Annotated in this window: 15 protein-coding genes and 1 pseudogene; 9 read left to right on the forward strand and 7 right to left on the reverse strand. The window is 41.2% G+C overall.

The window, feature by feature from the left end:
* A pseudogene (locus BMW53_RS11340) lies at positions 1 to 846 on the reverse strand (hypothetical protein); the annotation flags it as partial.
* Between the two features lie 684 nt (positions 847 to 1,530).
* Between BMW53_RS11340 and BMW53_RS11345 the strand changes: the two are divergent.
* Genes BMW53_RS11345 through BMW53_RS11355 form a run of 3 tightly spaced genes read left to right on the forward strand, consistent with a single transcriptional unit; the run spans position 1,531 to position 3,852 of the window.
* On the forward strand, positions 1,531 to 3,150 hold the full coding sequence (locus BMW53_RS11345) for a GH35 family beta-galactosidase (protein ID WP_038559148.1): 1,620 nt from the start codon (positions 1,531 to 1,533) through the stop codon (positions 3,148 to 3,150).
* Between the two features lie 52 nt (positions 3,151 to 3,202).
* Entirely contained in the window at positions 3,203 to 3,559 is a 357-nt protein-coding gene (locus BMW53_RS11350) for a hypothetical protein (protein WP_038559151.1), read from the forward strand.
* The gene (locus BMW53_RS11355; protein ID WP_038559154.1) at positions 3,556 to 3,852 is read left to right on the forward strand and encodes a type II toxin-antitoxin system RelE/ParE family toxin; all 297 of its coding nucleotides are present in this window, start codon (positions 3,556 to 3,558) and stop codon (positions 3,850 to 3,852) included. Before BMW53_RS11350 ends, BMW53_RS11355 begins: the two co-directional genes overlap by 4 nt.
* A gap of 109 nt (positions 3,853 to 3,961) precedes the next feature.
* Here BMW53_RS11355 and BMW53_RS11360 read toward each other — a convergent pair whose 3' ends face one another.
* Together BMW53_RS11360 and BMW53_RS11365 are read right to left on the reverse strand one after the other, a co-directional pair.
* Positions 3,962 to 5,230: a replication-associated recombination protein A gene (locus tag BMW53_RS11360; protein ID WP_038559157.1), complete on the reverse strand. Its 1,269-nt coding sequence runs from the start codon at positions 5,228 to 5,230 to the stop codon at positions 3,962 to 3,964.
* A 205-nt stretch (positions 5,231 to 5,435) separates the two neighbouring features.
* On the reverse strand, positions 5,436 to 7,409 hold the full coding sequence (locus BMW53_RS11365; protein ID WP_081804838.1) for a tetratricopeptide repeat protein: 1,974 nt from the start codon (positions 7,407 to 7,409) through the stop codon (positions 5,436 to 5,438).
* Between the two features lie 216 nt (positions 7,410 to 7,625).
* On the opposite strand from BMW53_RS11365, the gene BMW53_RS11370 reads away from it, so the two are divergent.
* From BMW53_RS11370 to BMW53_RS11395, 6 genes are all read left to right on the forward strand, one after another.
* Positions 7,626 to 8,189: a DNA-3-methyladenine glycosylase I gene (locus BMW53_RS11370; protein WP_038559163.1), complete on the forward strand. Its 564-nt coding sequence runs from the start codon at positions 7,626 to 7,628 to the stop codon at positions 8,187 to 8,189.
* A 154-nt stretch (positions 8,190 to 8,343) separates the two neighbouring features.
* On the forward strand, positions 8,344 to 9,540 hold the full coding sequence (locus tag BMW53_RS11375) for a C1 family peptidase (RefSeq protein ID WP_139178116.1): 1,197 nt from the start codon (positions 8,344 to 8,346) through the stop codon (positions 9,538 to 9,540).
* 161 nt (positions 9,541 to 9,701) lie between these two features.
* Positions 9,702 to 10,601, forward strand: a complete 900-nt coding sequence (locus BMW53_RS11380; RefSeq protein WP_038559169.1) for a hypothetical protein — start codon at positions 9,702 to 9,704, stop codon at positions 10,599 to 10,601.
* 176 nt (positions 10,602 to 10,777) lie between these two features.
* Positions 10,778 to 11,725 carry a glycosyltransferase family 2 protein gene (locus tag BMW53_RS11385; protein WP_038559172.1) on the forward strand — a complete coding sequence of 316 codons (948 nt, stop codon included), beginning with the start codon at positions 10,778 to 10,780 and terminating at the stop codon, positions 11,723 to 11,725.
* A gap of 75 nt (positions 11,726 to 11,800) precedes the next feature.
* Positions 11,801 to 12,484 (forward strand): TonB-dependent receptor plug domain-containing protein, encoded by a 684-nt coding sequence (locus BMW53_RS11390; protein WP_038559175.1) that lies wholly within the window; start codon positions 11,801 to 11,803, stop codon positions 12,482 to 12,484.
* A 156-nt stretch (positions 12,485 to 12,640) separates the two neighbouring features.
* Positions 12,641 to 12,868 (forward strand): putative signal transducing protein, encoded by a 228-nt coding sequence (locus BMW53_RS11395; RefSeq protein ID WP_038559178.1) that lies wholly within the window; start codon positions 12,641 to 12,643, stop codon positions 12,866 to 12,868.
* A gap of 52 nt (positions 12,869 to 12,920) precedes the next feature.
* Here BMW53_RS11395 and BMW53_RS11400 read toward each other — a convergent pair whose 3' ends face one another.
* The 4 genes from BMW53_RS11400 to BMW53_RS11415 form a co-directional block, all read right to left on the reverse strand.
* Positions 12,921 to 15,668, reverse strand: coding sequence for a S9 family peptidase (locus BMW53_RS11400; protein ID WP_038559181.1), 2,748 nt, complete (start codon positions 15,666 to 15,668; stop codon positions 12,921 to 12,923).
* 178 nt (positions 15,669 to 15,846) lie between these two features.
* Positions 15,847 to 16,242 carry a hypothetical protein gene (locus BMW53_RS11405; protein WP_038559185.1) on the reverse strand — a complete coding sequence of 132 codons (396 nt, stop codon included), beginning with the start codon at positions 16,240 to 16,242 and terminating at the stop codon, positions 15,847 to 15,849.
* Between the two features lie 80 nt (positions 16,243 to 16,322).
* Positions 16,323 to 17,450: a saccharopine dehydrogenase family protein gene (locus tag BMW53_RS11410; RefSeq protein ID WP_038559190.1), complete on the reverse strand. Its 1,128-nt coding sequence runs from the start codon at positions 17,448 to 17,450 to the stop codon at positions 16,323 to 16,325.
* Between the two features lie 41 nt (positions 17,451 to 17,491).
* Positions 17,492 to 18,139 (reverse strand): response regulator transcription factor, encoded by a 648-nt coding sequence (locus BMW53_RS11415; RefSeq protein ID WP_038559194.1) that lies wholly within the window; start codon positions 18,137 to 18,139, stop codon positions 17,492 to 17,494.
* Between the last annotated feature and the right edge of the window lie 80 nt (positions 18,140 to 18,219).

Genomic DNA, 18,219 nt, shown 5'->3' on the forward strand with positions numbered 1-18,219 from the left:
TGCTGTCTGACTTGCAGTTAATGATGCAATGCCGGTATTATCGGTACTTCCACCATCTATATCGGCTGCACCAATTGTAGCATTTCCCGAGCCGTCAAGCTGGATTGTAATATTTTGGCATACTGCTGTTGGTGGGGCAGAATCCACTATTGTTACAGTTGCTGTGCAATTATCGGTATTGCCATTGTCATCGGTTACGGTCAGGGTTACGGAATTGGCTCCAAGATCTGCAGATGTAAAGCTATTGGGAACAACTGTCCTTGATGCTATTCCGCAATTATCTGTACTTCCACCATCAACAGCTGCACCGGAGATAGTAGCATTGCCCGTTCCATCAAGAGAAACAGTAATGTTCTGGCAAACGGCTGTTGGATTTATATTGTCCTGAACAGTAACAGTAGCAGTACAGGTTGATACAGTATTATCAGTGGCGGTTACAGTTAAAATAACGTTGTTATCACCAATATTTGTACAATCAAATGTTGTCTTATCCAATTCAAGAGATGCGATTCCACTTGGATCATTTGAGCCGTAATCTATCTCCTCAGGGGAAATAGTTACTGTTCCTGTTGCATCCAACTCAACAGTGATGTTCTGACAAAGTGCTGACGGTGCAGGTGCGACATTATCTTCAACGGTTATTTTTGCTGCATAGGTTGAGACATTGATATTGTTTTCGGTTACGGAAAGGGTTGGACACCCTTCAGGTAAAAGAGCCTCAGCGAGATTTGGTGATTTATTGGTGCCCGAATACAAATCATTACCCGTTGAGATTATATTTTCAGAAAAAACTGTTTGAGTAATAATTAGAAAAATTATTACCAGATGCGTTGCCATTATTTTCATATCAAACCGCTTAGTCAACTTAAAAGTTGGTTGTTAGCAAATGGGATCGCTCTGGAAGCAAAAGAATATCGGGTAAGAATTCTTTAGTGCTTTTTGGCAAGGTTCAGAAATCTGAATAACTTGTTTTATCACTTTTCGTTTTTCAATTTACAAAATTGACACGATAATTGCTAAAAAATATATTTAAACTAATTCCCTGTAACTTTTGAATGTGTTTTCAACGGCATTGTAAACGACTTTATTAGTTGTCTGTTTCCTAAATAAGCGTTATCGAAATTTCTGTTCTACCGGGTTTCTTTGCAGCGAATATCAAAATCTTTTTGTTGAGCCGGCGGTAAAGAAAGTTTATCGAATTAAAAATAGTACAAAATACAAATGACATTAAATACGTAGCTGAATTTTTTAGCTTCCTGATAGTTGGAGTGGTAAATACAGGACGTGCTTTGTATCCCGGTTGGCTGTTGCGTTTTCCGCCTAAAGGTAACTTTCTGCTGCACTAATGACGCTTTTTGTTTAGCGGGCCTGTTAGCGAAGTACCGACCATTGACAGATATAGCGATGAAAATGTTAAATTTGACCTGAATATTTTTTTATCAAAAAAAGGTTGGTTTACCGTAAAATGATTAGTTTTTTCAAATGGTAACCGGTTTTGTACAGCCATCCTTGTATTTCTAAATAAACAAAATGAATACTACAAAAATTGCAATTGTCCTGTTTGTGCTACTTCTGCAAACTCAGTTCGGATACGCTCAAAACCAAATTCCTTATTTGAAAAAATCGGGAGCTAAAACGCATCTGGTTGTTGATGGAAAACCATTTATTGTTTTAGGAGGAGAGTTAGGCAATTCGTCTTTTACATCAACAGCGTACATGAAACCTCATTGGGAGACGTTAAAAGCGATGAACCTAAATACAATTCTCGCACCCGTTTATTGGGAATTGATTGAACCCAAAGAGGGACAATTTGATTTTAAATTATTCGACGAGCTTTTGGCGGAGACCCGAAAAAACGATATGAAACTGGTTATCCTTTGGTTTGGTTCGTGGAAAAACAGCATGAGTAGCCATGTGCCATCGTGGGTAAAACAAAACCAGGACAAATATCCACGAGCCATTGATGAAAGAGGTGTAAGCCAGGAAATACTAACCCCATTTAGCGAAAACAATCTGCAGGCTGATTTAAATGCTTTTAAAGCGCTAATGAAACACATTAAACAAGTAGATAGCGAACAGCAAACAGTTATTATGGTGCAGCCCGAGAATGAAATTGGAATGTTACCGTCGGCCAGGGATTATCACCCGTTGGCCAATCAGCTTTTCAATAGCCAGGTTCCCACTGAATTAACCGATTATTTGCAGAATAACAAAGAAAACTTAGTTCCTGAATTTTTGAGTATCTGGCGAAAAAACGGTTATAAAACAGAAGGTAGCTGGGAAGAGGTTTTTGGTCCGGGCTATGCAACTGATGAATTATTTATGGCCTGGTATTTTGCTAAATTTACCGAGGAAATAACCCGGGCAGGAAAAGAAATTTACCCCTTGCCCATGTATGTGAATGCCGCATTAATACGGCCGGGTAAAATTCCCGGAGAATATCCCAGTGCCGGCCCGCTACCACATTTAATGGATATTTGGAAGGCCGGAGCACCTTCTGTCGATATGCTTTCGCCCGATTTCTACACGCCCGATTTTGAGTACTGGAACGACCTTTATGTGCGCCAAAATAATCCGCTCTTTATTCCCGAACACCGTTTTGATAATACTGTAGGTGCAAAAGCATTGTTTGCAATTGGTCATTATGAAGCTATCGGGTTTTCCCCATTCGCCATCGAAAGTACTATAAATACGGAACTGGCGAATGCCTATAATTTAATCAGGCAACTTCATCCTTTAATAACTGAAAACTTTGGCCGTAATAAACTGGAAGGTGTTTTGCTCGATAAAGATAAAATACTAAGCACCGTTGTTTTGGGCGATTACGAATTTTCGTTTAAAAACAGTTACACCTTAGGCTGGGAGGCAGGAGCTACAAATGATGTTTGGGATTCAGGTGGCGCACTAATTGTTCAAACCGATACGAATGAGTTTTATATTGCCGGCTCGGGAGTTGTGGTTACGTTTAAAAACTGGAAGAAGAGGAACAAAATTGTTGGCATTTTAAAGTGCGAGGAAGGTAGTTTTGAAAACGGAGACTGGAAGGTGTTACGCCACCTTAACGGCGACCAAACCCACCAGGGACGACACGTACGAATTAGCCACGGAGATTATTCTATTCAGCGAATTCAATTGTACGAATATGAATAAACGATTCAGTGACCAACTTTTACCAATGCCGAGTGACTAAAACCATTTCTTCATGTGGTTCAAAAGCCTGGGGCGGCATAGTTGTTTTTCGCAACCCGACTGTTTTGTTTTGTGGATTAAACTTCAGATAATTACCTTTGTTAAAATGGTAAACGTAATTGAAATGAATGCTGCTGAAATAAAATTAGACTTATTTAGAAGGATTGATAATTTATCTGGCGCACAGCTTAAACTGGTTTATAATGAGATTGTAAGCCTGCTTAATGCTGAAAATGAATATAATCTAACAGACGAAGAAGTAAATGCGGTAGAGGAGGCTTTAACTGACAGCCAAAATAATAACGTTTATTCATCGGATGAGGTAAAAACCGAAGCACAAAAAAGATACCCCAACTTAAAATTTAAATGAGACAGATACGCTGGACAAACAAAGCCAGACTTGATTATTTTGAGAATGTTGATTACCTGTTAAAGCATTGGTCGGAAAAAGAAGCACAGAATTTTATCGACGAAGTTTACCATATCGAGTTTCTTTTAAAGCAGGGGAATATTGATTTTCAGCCTACCAACTATTCCGGTGTAAAACGTTTGGTTATCAGAAAGAAAATCACATTATTTTACAGGACTGTAAATGATAATACAGTGGAGTTTTTAAGGTTTTGGAATAATCATCAGAACCTGAAAACGTTAGACCTGGATTAATATTACGTCTCACAACTGTATGTTTTATTAATCTTTAACGAAATATGCAATTCAGTTTTCATCGTTTAAAATAGGCTGAATCTTTGGTTCTTTTACCAATGCCCAATAACTAAAACCGTTTCCCCCACCACTTCTTCAAACGCTCCAGTATTTTCAGCTCGGCTGCGTTGTTTTGTGGCTGGTAAAGGCGGTTATTTTTAATTTCTTTTGGAAGGAAATCCTGCTCCACGAAATTACCGTCGTAGGCGTGGGCATATTTGTAATCTTTTCCGTAACCAATTTCTTTCATCAACTTGGTAGGTGCATTTCGTATGTGTAGCGGCACCGGAAGATCGCCCGTTTGTTTTACCAGTGCAATGGCATTATTTATGGCTTCGTAGGCCGAATTACTTTTTGGCGAGGTAGCCAGGTAAATGGTACATTCCGATAAAATAATGCGTGCTTCGGGCATCCCGATTTTATGCACGGCATCGAAAGTGTTTTGTGCCATCAATATTGCATTCGGGTTGGCCAGACCAACATCTTCGGCGGACAGAATCAGCAAACGGCGGGCAATAAATTTAATGTCTTCGCCCCCTTCCAGCATTCGCGCCAGCCAGTAAACCGCCGCATCCGGATCGCCACCACGGATACTTTTTATAAATGCCGAAATAATATCGTAGTGCATTTCGCCTTTCTTGTCGTATATCGAAAGGTTTTTCTGCAGCTTGTCGGTTACTTTTTTATCGGTAATAACAATGTTGTCGCTGTCTTCGCCAAGTGTAACCAGTTCCAGTACATTTAACAGTTTCCGCGCATCGCCGCCCGAATAACGCAATATCGCCGAATCTTCGCGCAGTGTAATCTTTTTCTCCTTAAGAACGGTATCTTTTTTTGAGGCTTGTTTGATGATCTTTAACAAAGCAGCTTTATCCAAATGATCCAGAATATACACCTGGCAACGCGAAAGCAGGGGAGAGATCACCTCGAACGAAGGATTTTCGGTTGTAGCGCCAATTAATGTTATGGTACCATCCTCAACAGCTCCCAGCAACGAATCTTGCTGCGATTTACTAAAACGGTGTATCTCGTCGATAAACAATATCGGGTTTGGACGACTGAAAAACGCTTGTTTTTTGGCTTTGTCAATTACATCGCGAATATCTTTTACGCCCGAGTTTATGGCGCTAAGCGTGTAAAATGGCCGGTCAAGCGTGTTGGCAATTATCCGTGCAAGTGTGGTTTTTCCCACTCCCGGAGGGCCCCACAAAATCAACGAAGTTATTTTGCCCGAATCAATCAGTTTGCGCAAAACAGCATCCTTTCCAACAAGGTGTTCCTGCCCGATGTAGTCGTCTAATGTTTTTGGTCGTAAGCGTTCTGCTAGTGGCTGATTCATAATTTAAGGCAAAAGTAAAAAGTACTAAGTCAAAAGTGAAAAGGCAAAAGTAAAAAATCAAATTAAAAAGAGTGGAGTTCTACTGGCAGTCCCTTTTAAATTTTAACCACAAAGTTTCACAAAGAAAGCACGGAGTTACACAAAGTTTTAATATTGCCCAATCTCCATCAATCTCTATCAATCTCCATCAATCTCTAATCAATCTCTAATTGCAATACCGTTTAATAATGTTGTAAGCCCCGTCGATTCCAAGTTCGCCGGCGCGGCTTAAATCCATTGCGCCGCCTTCAATATCGTCGAGGAATATTTTTGTAAGCCCGCGGTTAAAATAAGCTTCTGCAAATTCGGGCTCCAGGTCGATGGCCCGATTTAAATCTTCCACTGCACTGCGGTATTCGCCCAGCCGCAGTTTTATAAACGCACGGTTGTAATAGCCAAAAAAGAAATCGGGATCGAGAAACAGTGTCACGGCATAATCATCAAGAATTTCCTGGTATTCCACAGTCGATGGCTTTTCATTGCTGTTGTCGTTAATCTTTCCCTCGTTTAAGGTCAGCGAATTGTTTGAGCCCACTCCCGCTAAAAGTTCCACCTGCTCTTTTAATTTGTAACGTGTGTTGGCACGTGTAAAATAGGCCAGCGAAATTTTTTCATCCAGCGCTATTGCTTTATCCAGGTCGGCAAAAGCACTGTTGTAATCGCCCGTAAGACTGTAAAAAATACCACGGTTTAAATAGTTGTGCGCATTTTCCTGCACCTCTATCTTTTCGTTAAAAAACAATATAAAGTTCTCGAAAACCGATTGGGAAGTGGCTACCGGCTTATTGGAAATAGAGAGCAAAGGATTGTAGTTGTTCTCGGCATTTAAATCATCGATTACCACGTTGTAATACTGGAAGCGCTCGTAATCCACAGCGTTTTTCTCAAAAGCCGAGATAAAGAACATGGGCTGCAGATCGATAACAATATTTTTATCCTGAATCCGGCCATCCTCAACCTCCTCTACTTCCTCAGGAATGTCGCGGGTGTCTTCAATCACTAAATCCATACGCATGCGGCGCCGGCGTCTTTCAGCTTCCATTTCTTCTTTACGTTTTTCTTCATCCGATTTCTGATCGTCGACAGTGGCATTGTTTTGCTGCGGCGATTGTTGCTGATTGTTTTGCGCCAGTGCCTGCTGATTTGCCTGCGAGTTTTGCTGGTTATTATTTTGCTGTGATGATGAATTCTGTTGTTTTTGTTGCTGCTGTTGCTGTTGTGCCAGCTGTTCGGCATTAATTCGTCGCTGGCTTAAATCGAACTGCGGATTTAGTCGTGCCGCAATCTGGTAGTCCTGCTCATAGCCGGGGCGGTTTAGTATTTCGCGGGCCATGGCGCGGTTAAAATAGGCACTGGCCATTTCCGGATTTAGCTGTATCGCCATATCGTAATCCATAATGGCACTTTCGTAATCCTCCAGCTTGTGTTTTACAATACCCCGGTTGTTGAACGCCAGTGCATTTGTAGCATCAAAGCGAATACTTTGGTCGTAATCGCGCAGTGCCGAGGCATAATCTTCCAGCTCAAAACGCGCCAATCCGCGGTTTAAGTAGGCGGCAGCATAATGTGGCCTGATGATAATTACCTGGTTCAAATCGCTTATGGCTCCCTTAATATCGCCACTTACAATTTTGGCGTTGCTTCGGTTCATTAAAGCATGTGTCGATTTTGGATTTACCTCAAGCGCGTTGTCATAATCTTCAATGGCTCCTTCCAAATCTTTCAGCGCCAGTTTGGCAATCCCGCGGTTGTTGTATATCGATTCATCAGACGGGTCAAATTCCAGTGCCCGGTCGTAATCCTCAATGGCTCGTTTATACAGCCTGAGGTTGTGGTAGGCCATTCCGCGGTTGTTGTAAGCGCGCGGGTAATAGGGTTTTATTTCAATTGCTTTGTCGTAATCGGCAATTGCTCCGCGGTAATCTTCCAACGAATGTTTAGCCATTCCGCGGTACAAATACGCTTCTGCCAAATAAGGCTTAAATTCAATAACAATATTGAAATATTCGATTGCCCCCGTGTAGTTGCCAATTGATATGCGCGTTCGTCCAACTCTTATAAAGTGGTTGATATTCAATTGCGCTTCGGCCAGGAAACTCATCGATAACAAGAGTGCAAAAAGTATGGTAAGTTTCTTCATATTTTTATAGTACTGAGTATTTAATAGTGAGCAGCAAGTACTGAGCCGGCGATATTAAGACTTTTCGTATTGCAAGAATTTCAGCGCCAGGTCGTCTCACTACTCATATCTCATAATCTCACAGTCTTTCATACAAACAAACAAAAATAGTATTTTCATAGTTGCAAGTAATAAACAGTTAGGTTTTTTAACGAATAGCCACTTAAATCTAAAATTATGTGTAAACGCTGCGATTGGGGAACAAAAAACGAGTTGATGATCAGCTATCATGATGAGGAATGGGGAGTGCCGCTTCATGACGACGATAAATTGTTCGAATTCTTTGTGCTGGAGGGATTTCAGGCCGGATTAAGCTGGCAAATTGTGCTCAACAAACGCGAGAATTTTCGCAAAGCATTTGATCATTTTAACCCGCAAAAAGTAGCAGCGTATTCCGAAGATAAAATACAGGAGCTTATCGGGGATAAATCAATTATTCGAAACAAGCAAAAAATACGGGCCTGTGTAAACAATGCGCAACGTTTTTTGGAAGTGCAAAAAGAGTTCGGCTCCTTTGATCGTTACATATGGAAATTTGTTGATTATAAGTCGATTCAAAATCGCTTTAAAACGATTGGTGAATTGCCGGCCAAAACCGAGCTGTCGGATGCAATATCGAAGGACCTGAAATTGCGTGGATTTAAATTTGTTGGATCGACCGTAATTTATGCGCACATGCAGGCCACCGGCATGGTAAACGACCACCTGGTTGACTGCTTTCGTTACCGCGAAGTTCAGTGACCTGAGTCACATAATTGGATACATAACTTTTAATCTGAAAATCGACCGCTAATTTTTATGAAGTCTATCTTAAATTCTCTTTTCTAAAAAGAATAAATTGTTAATTTTGACGCTAATTCAAAAAAAAGAGGGGTAATAATTTAATATTTAATTGATGAAGTTGCGTTTTATTTTTACCGTATTAATTGCGGTATTTACACTAAGTGTATTTGCGGAGAATGATAAAAAGGAGAAAGGTTATGTTTTTGAAGACGAAATAACATTGGCTTCAACGCCTGTAAAAGACCAATACCGTTCGGGTACATGCTGGTCGTTTTCGGGGCTTTCATTTCTGGAGTCGGAAATGATTCGTTTAGGAAAACCGGAGGTCGATCTTTCAGAAATGTTTGTGGTTTGGCATACCTATTCGGTTAAAGCCGAAAAGCACGTACGTGTGCATGGCAATCTGAATTTTTCGGCAGGTGGTGCTTTTCACGATGTAACAAATATGATTCGTGAGTATGGCATTGTTCCCGAATCGGTTTACGATGGATTAAACTACGGCGAAGAAAAGCATGTGCATGGCGAAATGGATAATGTATTGAAAGACCATGTTGATGCTGTTGTAAAAAACGGAAACCGCAAACTAAGCACTGTATGGCACGAAGCCATTGAAGGTACCCTGAACTCGTATTTAGGAGAGTTGCCACAGAAATTTGAGTACGAAGGAAAACAATATACACCGCAAAGTTTTGCCAGCGATTATATTGGGTTAAACATGGATGATTATGTAGAGATTACTTCTTATACGCACCACCCGTTTTACGAGAAATTTATTCTTGAAGTGCCTGATAACTGGTCGTGGGATCAGGTTTACAATGTACCTCTTGAAGAGTTGGAAAATATTATCGATTATTCATTAAAAAATGGAATGACTGTGGCGTGGGCAGCCGATGTAAGTGAAAAAGGTTTTGCCACAAGTAATAAAGGTGTGGCTGTTTTGCCGGCCGCTCCCGAAGAAAATATGGACGATGCCGAAATTGCAAAATGGGAAGCGCTGCCACAAAAAGACAAAGAAAAAGAATTGTATAAACTCGACAATCCGGTACCCGAATTGGTCGTTACTCAGGAAATGCGCCAAAGAGCATTTGACGATTACGAAACAACCGATGACCACGGAATGCATATTATCGGTACAGCAAAAGACCAGGAAGGACATACCTTTTACAAAGTGAAAAACTCGTGGGGCGATTACAATAAATACGATGGTTATTTCTACGCCTCGAAACCTTACGTGAATTACAAAACAATGTGCATAATGGTGCACAAAGACGGCATACCCCAAAGTATAAGAGAGAAACTTAAACTTTAATTTTTAAGCCCTTCAGTTTCCCTGAGGGGCTTATTTTTTCTTCCATGTTTTCCCATACTGCGCTTGGCTGCCTAAAAAAATCGTTTACATTTGGATTGACTAAACAACTTCTGTTGAAAAGAGCATTTTTCAGTAATAGCACATACAGATGTAAACCAGCAATGAAGCGATTACTTATTATATTTCTTTTACTCACAGGTACACTACAGTATCTTTCTGCTCAGGAAGACTGGTCGTGGTGGAATAATGCACATGGCTGGGAATCCGGTGATCCGGGCTGGCGAAACTGGCTGATTATTTCGCCGGCATACCTGGGGCCAAATGCATTGCCGGTTCCGGAGCTTAAAAAAGGCTTTATTGAAGGACATACGGAGTTTGAGCTTACGGTATCGACCCACTTTCTTTCGGGCGATCCAACACAGGATATTTCGGGGCGGGCTTACCTGCCTTTTGCACAAAACAAAATTGCTATTGAAATGTATGGCGTGTTGCTGGAACATTATGCCTACACCGAAGAAATAAGAGACGAACGTTTTTCGCGCGATAAAGATGGAAAAGGCTATGCAATTGGCGATTTCTATTTCTCAACGCATATTCAACTTTTTAAAGACCGTGCTTTTCCAAATACCCTGTTTCGGATGATATTAAAAACCGCATCGGGAAGCAACTTTGAAGGTGCACGCTATGCCGATACGCCTGCTTATTCGTTCGATTTTAGTTTCTCGAAAGATTATGGACAAACGGAGACATTATTACTCCGCCCGCATGTAATGCTGGGGTTTTTCAGCTGGCAAACCAACGATGAGCTGAACCTGCAAAACGATGCCTTGCTATATGGCGCAGGTGCTGATTTTCAGAAAAACGATTGGTGTTTTACGCCGTCCTGGTCGGGGTATTTGGGCTATAAAAATAACGGCGACCGGCCCATGCAACTCAATTTTCAGCTCCGGAAAGAATACAATAAAAAAGCAATTTCAATAAAATACCAGCACGGATTACACGACTGGTTGTATAAAACCGTACGTTTTTCGTTCATTTGGAAACTTAATGGAATTGAGTAAGTTATCGTAAAACAGAATTTATACCTTTGCAATCGCAAAACTAGGTTGTGTTGTTGCAGCTTGAAACAGATAAGTACAAATCATGAAACGAGCATGTAAAATATTTACACTTAAGAGGATAATTAGAATTCATGCGAGTTCCATACGATGCCTTATAAATAAACAACTTTAATCGTATGAAAAAGCTTTCACTCGTAATATGTGTTTGGAATGAAGAGCCAAACATTAAACCATTGTCGGAACAAATAAAAGCAGCGCTCGAAGGAATTGACTACGAAGCGATTTTTGTTGATGACGGATCAACCGATAAAACACGTGAGGAGATCCGGAAAATAAACGACGACCGGTTTTTGTTGGTTGAGTTAAAACGAAATTACGGACAAAGTTCGGCACTGCAAGCCGGAATCGATCAGGCTGAAGGTGATTTTGTAGCTTTAATTGATGGCGACTTACAGAACGATCCGGCAGATTTACCAATGATGCTGAAAATGATTGAAGCAGAAGAATGGGATATGGTTGCGGGTGTACGTGCCAACCGTAAAGATGGAATGTTTCTGCGCAAAGTGCCCTCAAAAATTGCCAATTATCTGATACGCCGCGCTACCGGAATTTATATGAAAGACCTTGGGTGTACCCTGAAAATTTTTACCAACGATACCATAAAAAGCATTCATATTTATGGCGAACTGCACCGTTATATTCCTGCACTGGTAACGCTTGAAGGAGCCACAAAAATTACTCAGGTTGACGTGAACCACCGTCCGCGCACCTTTGGTGCATCAAAATACAACCTTAGTCGTACAACCCGTGTAATGAGCGACCTTGTGCTTATGGTATTCTTTAAGAAGTACCTGCAACGCCCGATGCACTTTTTCGGAAACATTGGTATTTTCACCCTGGCAATTGGAGTGCTGATAAACATTTATCTGCTCGTGCTTAAAATTATGGGTAATGATATTTGGGGCAAGCCATTATTATTGCTTGGTTTTTTGTTGGTTCTGGGTGGCATTCAGTTTATTACAACCGGTATTATTGCTGAATTACAGATGCGTACTTATTTCGAATCGCAACAGAAAAAGCCTTACCGGGTGAAACGTGTAACACCTGCTAAAGAAAATATTTAATGTAATTGGCGGTACCTTGGCTTTTTGTTAAAATATTATAACTTTAGCATACAATAAAACAAAAAAGCCAATAAAATGAAAACCCGTATTTTTCCCGTATTTTTCGCACTATTCTGTTTCGTTACAGTAAACAGCTTTGCCCAGCAACGTTTTATACAAGGTATTGTTACCACGTTCGACAGTATTACTATTGTAGGTGCCGAAGTCATGGTGAAAAGCTCAAAGGAAATTGTAAAAACTGATTCTCTGGGGCAATTCAAAGTTAAAGTGGATGGTAAGGATAAACTGAAAATATCTGCCAAAGGATTTATTAACCAGAATGTTAAGCTGGACGAAAAGACAAAGCTGGTTGCGGTTAATTTGAAGCTTAAAGCCGGAGAAAAAGCCAGGGAATATGCCATTGGATATGGCTATGTAAAAGATGGCGAACGATTAAATGCACTGGCCCAAATGACAAGTGATGATGTCGATTTCTCGCAGTACACCAGCATGTACGATCTGATGCGGGGACGTTTTGCGGGCGTACAGATTCAAAGTAACGGAGATATAATTATTCGTGGAATTAATTCGATAAACCTTAGTAGTGCAGCATTAATTGTTGTGGATGGCGTGCAGGTAGATGGCAGCGTAATGAGCACGCTGGTGCCTTCGCAGGTAAAAAGTATCAACGTCATTAAAGATGGCAGCGCGGCAATTTATGGTGCACGCGGAGCAAATGGCGTGGTGGTTATTGAAACCAAAAAGGGTACGGATGATTAATACATTCTGCTGGTAACCCGATAACGGGGATCGATACCGAAGATTAAATTATTGCAAATTAGATGTCTGCTGCTCAGGGTAAAACTGCCGGGTGGGCTATAATGGTTTTCGGAGAAACAGATTGCCTGTTTTCAGCAAAAAATAAAACTAAAGCAAATGAGTAAAGCCGTAACTGTAGCTACTTTCACAAGTAATTTCGACATGAAATACATGTTGTTTAAAGAAATGCTTGATGAAGCCGGCATTGATTTTATGCTGGTAAACGAGATAACAAGTACTATTGATGGTACTTTTAGCGGAAGCCCTACCAATATCGGTATTGAAATCAGGGTAATGGAAGATAAATTTGAAGAGGCCCTGGAGATTTATAATTCAATAAAATAACAAAAGCTAAAAAGCGATGTATTTAATAGAAAGTACATCGCTTTTTTTGTTTTTATTCTACAAGTTCATAGCCCATATCCACTCCTTTATTTTTTGCGGGGATACCTTCATTCATCCATTTGGGCATTGGCGTACCTTTTAGGTAGTGGTCGAAAAACTGGGCCATCCGAATCTGGAAATCGTGTTTATCACGAATTTTGGTTGGCCAGTGGTCGGCATCATTGTAATTAAGCATCCAACTAGGTTTTTGTAAACGTCGGAGCCCGATAAAAAACTCAATTCCCTGGTACCAGGGCACGGCTCCGTCATCATCGTTATGCATTATCAGAATTGGCGTATTAATCTTGTCGAGGGTAAAAAGTGGCGAATTCTCCAGATAACGTAGCGGTGCTTCCCAAATCGATTTACCGATCCGGCTTTGTGTGTGTTCGTACTGGAACGACCGGTTTAAACCCGAGCCCCAGCGAATTCCGCCATAAGCACTAAACATATTTACCACCGGAGCTCCCGATTCAATAGCTGCAAACATATTGGTTCGTGTAGCCAGATAAGCAACCTGGTAACCTCCCCAACTATGTCCTTGCGCGCCAATGTGTGCTTCGTCAACAAAACCTTTGTCGATTAAGGCGGTAATGCCCGGCATCACACAATTAAAAGCCGACTCGCCCGGGTAGCCCTCTTTGTAATAAACATCGGGGTTAAAAACAATATAACCATGGCTGGTGTAATAATGATAATCAATGGTTGACCGATGGTTTTCGGGCATGTGGTAGCTCAACAGGTTTTGCGAACTTTTTTCGTAAAAATTCACGATCATCGGGTATTTTTTGTTCGGATCAAAATCTTCAGGTTTGTGTAAAGTGCCTTTTAAAACCAATCCGTCGAGCGAACGCCAGCTTACCAGTTCGGCGGTGCCCCACTTAAATTCGTTCTGTTGGGGTGCGGCATCGCTTATCTGTGTTTCCTTTTTAAAGCGCAGGTTGGCGGCAATCAGGTTGGGGTAGGTTTCAAAGTCTTCTTTTGTAAAAATAACCAGATCGGCATCTTCGGCTTTTACAGGTCTTCCTAACTTGTAATTCTGACTAAAAAGAACTTCGGGTGCTTTGTTTTTACGAAGGTCAAGAGCATAATAGGCATCGGTGCGCGAAACTTCATTATGCCCGGTTAGCAGAACGGTTTCCGACGGGGCAATACCTGTGTTTGGTTCCGGATTAAAACGAACAAGGCGGTAGTTGATCTTTTCGGTTCTGCCATTTTGGGTGAGGTTTACCGGGGCAGTAGCATTCGTTGGATCAACTTTCCAAAGGTCGTAACGATCGTAAATCAGTATGGCTTCATCATTCTCAAGCCAACCGGCCGTGCGATATGATCCGGGAAGATTAGGTACATCGTTTAATTCGTCGGCCGTTTGAATGGTAGCCGGATCAGTAATTTGATATTCCGTGCCACTTGCCATATCGTAAGTATTCCAGGTGGTATCGATGGCATTATACCAGTACACAAATTTCCCGTCAGGGGAAACAGACGGAGTAGCCCGACAGTCGGTTTTAATTTTTTCAGCCTCTCCTGAATGGATATCAATCAGGTAAAAATCGTTATGGTAAGGGCTGCCTTCCCACATGGTTTGCAGCGCGTAAGGGCGGTTGCTGAAGGCCAGCAGTTGATCGGCATCGCCATTTTTTATTTTTCGTATTCCTGAAAAAAGTTCTGTTTCCAACTGAACCGTTTTCTGCTCATCAAGATGAACAACTGCCAGATAGGTTTTCTTTAAATCTTTTTCTCTATTGTTGAGCTGAACGGTTTGAAGCTGCTCCTCGTTCCACGTCCACACATCAAGCACCGGGATTTCTTCCTCCGGTATTGTGGTGTCTTTTTCGGGTAAGATTGGAGCTGTGCCGAAGAAAAGTCGCTCACCATTTTCCGAGAATGAAAGTTCGCCGTTTTCGCTTATTTCCCAATTTTCGGGAATGGCAGCGTTCGAGTTGTCGACAATAATTGTTTCATTTTCTCCGGCCCGGTAATAAAGTGCAAACGACGGCTTTTCAGCATCAGTAGTATCAGCTAAAAATGCAAGTTGTTCACCATTATCGGCAATACAAAGTTGTTCGAATTTTCCTTCTGCCTCAAGGATTGTGGAAACTTTGCCGGCCATTAAATCAACCCGGTAAACTCCGGCAGAAAAGGTGCTGTCGCCTTCAGAAATAAAACTGATAAATGGCTGATCTTTTGCCAGTTCGAAGGCGCTTACTGCAGGATATGTTTTTGTTATTCCGGTGTTGAGATTTTTAATGTAAAGCGGATTGGTTTTGTTCTTTGCACTTTCAGTTGTATCATTCGGGGCTTCCGCCTGATAAGCGATCCAACCCGACCATTCTTCGGGAACTTTAACCGATTTCAGGTTTTCAATTTTTTCCGATTTGTTCTGCTCAATTTTGAAAATAACCAATTTATCCTGGGGCAGGTCTTCTTTTTTCGTTTTCAGTAGTTTAAGGGCACGAATGGTATCTGCCGGAGGAACTTCTGTAAAGATCAGGAATTGTGAATCAGCTGTAAACCGGGCTTTGTTTCCACCGTTAAATGAAACAATTTCTTTAGCATCAGGAGTGCTGAGTTTCAAGGTAGCATCACCTTTCCAGGGTTCCTCTTTCCAGGCAATGTATTTCCCGTTGTTTGAAAGGTGGGTTTCGGTAATTCTGTTCCACTTCAAAATTTCTTTAAAAGTGAGTGGTCGTTTTTCTGTTTGTGCTGTTAAGCTTGCCGAAATAAAAAGGAGAATGAGTAGTGACAAAAAGTTTTTCATAGCACTGAAATTGTTGGTTTTACCTATTTATATGAAAAGTGCGTGTAAAAAAAACAAGGTTTTTACACGAGGTTATGAAGATAAAAATATTTCCTGTTGAACAAGAATGAAGGCAGGCTAGCTCCAAAATACTTCCTGTTCAGCGAAAAAAATAGGTAGAGGCAGTGGTAGTGAATCTTTAAGCTTCGGCCATGAGCATCCGGGCTTCACTTTTTAAAATGGTCGGAAGTTGAATGTGACGGCGCTCGATGCTAAGCAACCAGTATTTTACTTCCTCGGTTTTTAGCGTGTACAAAACTTCGCGAAACTGTTCTATCTGGTTGTTTGTGTATGAATCTTCGTCGATATTCTTGTAGGCGTCAAGTTCTTCGTCGTCGTAATATTCAATAACCGATTCGTTCATTTTCATCTGATCGAATTCGCAAATCTCGTGCGCACCGCAACAGTCGGATGGTGGAGCAACCACTTCTTGCGGTTTGTTCTCTGTTTTCCTGTCTTTTTTATTTGCCTTTACCAAAAGAAAAACACCAATAAAGGTGAGTAGTAAAAAGCCAAATCCAATAATCATTTCCATGGTGCAAAAATAGCAATTTACCACAAAAGATTATTTGCTTTGGGGTAAGGTTAAAATAATTTTAAGAGAGCCAGTTGCAACTACTCCGAAAGTTGGTAGATTACGCCACGTTCTTTCAGGTACCGGAAGATGTAACTGAGGTTTCCGGGTTGTGCTCCAACAGCTTCGGGGGCATTAACGCCAGGAGTGTTGAAAGTGCCATCGAGCACAAGGTTGGCTACCGAAGTGCAGGTATAGCCGGTTGTTCGGGCCATTGAAATGGTTTGCGTTTCGCGGTCGTATTTGTCGAGCAAATGGTAGGTAAATGTTTTTTCGGTTCCGTTTTCCACGCCTTTAATTACGATGCGCATTATTGTAAAATCTTCCTCGCCGGGTTTTAGTTGCCACTTCGGAAACAGCAGTTTGGCCGTAACATCAATAGGTCGCACTTTAACGCCGTTTACTTCCACCGGATTATACGAGAAAAATCCCGACTCCCGCAGAACGCGAAGGTATTCTATGCATCCCGGGTAACGCAGTGTTTTTTCAATCATATTGGGCACATTTTTCATGGTTTGCATCAGCGAACGTAAGCCGTCGGAGTTCCACGATTCAAGTGTGCCAATTCCTTCAAAATGGATTAATTCGGGATCGGAGAGCGCTTCCTTTTCTACCAGCTCGTAGTTTTGAATGTAGCGTGCAGGCCGGGTGTATTCTTCAATTACATCGATGGGAGAGAACACCGCTTTGTATTCGTAAGGCCATTCGCGAATAACGGGCAGACCGCCAACCAAACATTCGTATGAATTTACCGTAATTTGCTGATTATGATGTCCCAGAATAATATTCCCCATGCCGGGAGCAACGCCACAATCGGCCACAACACAAACCTTGTTTTTTTGTGCCACCCCGTTTAGCAACATAAAATCTTCGGGCATAAACGAAATATCGACCATATTCTTTCCGGCCTCAATTACCGTTTTCATGGTTTGGTAGCCCATAAAACCCGGAACGGCTCCAATTACAAGATCGTAACCGGAAACCAATGATTTAATGTTTTTGGCTTGGCTCAGGTCTTCCTGAATGCATTTTATTTCAGGGAAGGCAGCAAATTTGTCTAATGCATTTTTGTCAACATCGACACTGGTAACCTGGTGGTTTTTCGACAAATCCTTAGCAATTGTGCTTTCAACAAGTCCGGCACCTAAAACAATAACATTCTTCTTCATCCGGGTTAATTTGGATTTTGGTTTGTTATTTGTTAGTCGCTCTAATCCAGTTGAATCAGTCCTTTCTTTAAGGCATATTTTACAAGATCGGAATTGGTTTTTAGTTCCAGCTTTTCAAGAATGTTTTGCTTGTGTGTACCAACTGTTTTTACGCTTATAAAAAGTTTGTCGCCAATTTCGCGTGTTGATTTTCCTTCGGCAAACAGCAGAAAAATTTCTTTTTCGCGGTCGGATAATTGTGAGTAGGAATCATTATCATCGGCACTCGAATTCAGGTATCCGTTAATTACAATTTCGGTAATGTCTTCGCTCAGGAATTTTTTGCCATCGTACACCGAGTTTACTGCATCGGTAAGTTGGCGGTAGGTGCAGTTCTTTAAAAGGTATCCATCGGCACCGGCTTCCAGCATTCCTTTAACATATTGTTTGTCGGAGTGCATCGATACGGCAATAATTTTTACTTCCGGCATTTTATCTTTTAAAATCCGGGTTGCTTCAATGCCGTTTATCTTTTCCATGGCAATATCAACCAGAAGTACATCGGGTTTAAATGCTTCCACTTTATCTATTGCATCTTGTCCGTTTTCGGCCTGGGCAATTACTTCAATATTGTCGGCCGAGTGTAAAAGGTTGATCAAACCTTCTCTGAAAAGCTGGTGATCGTCAGCAACTATAACCTTTATCTTCATCTCATTAAATTGTTAGTTTCATTTGTATTCTATGTAACTCGCACGTATCTTAATATTCCTTTTGGATATATTTTTTATTT

Source organism: Draconibacterium orientale (assembly GCF_900111425.1).
Taxonomy (GTDB): domain Bacteria; phylum Bacteroidota; class Bacteroidia; order Bacteroidales; family Prolixibacteraceae; genus Draconibacterium; species Draconibacterium orientale.

What these genes read in the sequence shown, in the direction of transcription:
- BMW53_RS11345 (WP_038559148.1), top strand. Translation starts at nt 1,531, where the DNA reads ATGAATACTACAAAAATTGCAATTGTCCTGTTTGTGCTACTTCTGCAA.
- BMW53_RS11350 (WP_038559151.1), top strand. Translation starts at nt 3,203, where the DNA reads ATGTGGTTCAAAAGCCTGGGGCGGCATAGTTGTTTTTCGCAACCCGAC.
- BMW53_RS11355 (WP_038559154.1), top strand. Translation starts at nt 3,556, where the DNA reads ATGAGACAGATACGCTGGACAAACAAAGCCAGACTTGATTATTTTGAG.
- BMW53_RS11360 (WP_038559157.1), bottom strand. Translation starts at nt 5,230, where the DNA reads ATGAATCAGCCACTAGCAGAACGCTTACGACCAAAAACATTAGACGAC.
- BMW53_RS11365 (WP_081804838.1), bottom strand. Translation starts at nt 7,409, where the DNA reads ATGAAGAAACTTACCATACTTTTTGCACTCTTGTTATCGATGAGTTTC.
- BMW53_RS11370 (WP_038559163.1), top strand. Translation starts at nt 7,626, where the DNA reads ATGTGTAAACGCTGCGATTGGGGAACAAAAAACGAGTTGATGATCAGC.
- BMW53_RS11375 (WP_139178116.1), top strand. Translation starts at nt 8,344, where the DNA reads ATGAAGTTGCGTTTTATTTTTACCGTATTAATTGCGGTATTTACACTA.
- BMW53_RS11380 (WP_038559169.1), top strand. Translation starts at nt 9,702, where the DNA reads ATGAAGCGATTACTTATTATATTTCTTTTACTCACAGGTACACTACAG.
- BMW53_RS11385 (WP_038559172.1), top strand. Translation starts at nt 10,778, where the DNA reads ATGAAAAAGCTTTCACTCGTAATATGTGTTTGGAATGAAGAGCCAAAC.
- BMW53_RS11390 (WP_038559175.1), top strand. Translation starts at nt 11,801, where the DNA reads ATGAAAACCCGTATTTTTCCCGTATTTTTCGCACTATTCTGTTTCGTT.
- BMW53_RS11395 (WP_038559178.1), top strand. Translation starts at nt 12,641, where the DNA reads ATGAGTAAAGCCGTAACTGTAGCTACTTTCACAAGTAATTTCGACATG.
- BMW53_RS11400 (WP_038559181.1), bottom strand. Translation starts at nt 15,668, where the DNA reads ATGAAAAACTTTTTGTCACTACTCATTCTCCTTTTTATTTCGGCAAGC.
- BMW53_RS11405 (WP_038559185.1), bottom strand. Translation starts at nt 16,242, where the DNA reads ATGGAAATGATTATTGGATTTGGCTTTTTACTACTCACCTTTATTGGT.
- BMW53_RS11410 (WP_038559190.1), bottom strand. Translation starts at nt 17,450, where the DNA reads ATGAAGAAGAATGTTATTGTTTTAGGTGCCGGACTTGTTGAAAGCACA.
- BMW53_RS11415 (WP_038559194.1), bottom strand. Translation starts at nt 18,139, where the DNA reads ATGAAGATAAAGGTTATAGTTGCTGACGATCACCAGCTTTTCAGAGAA.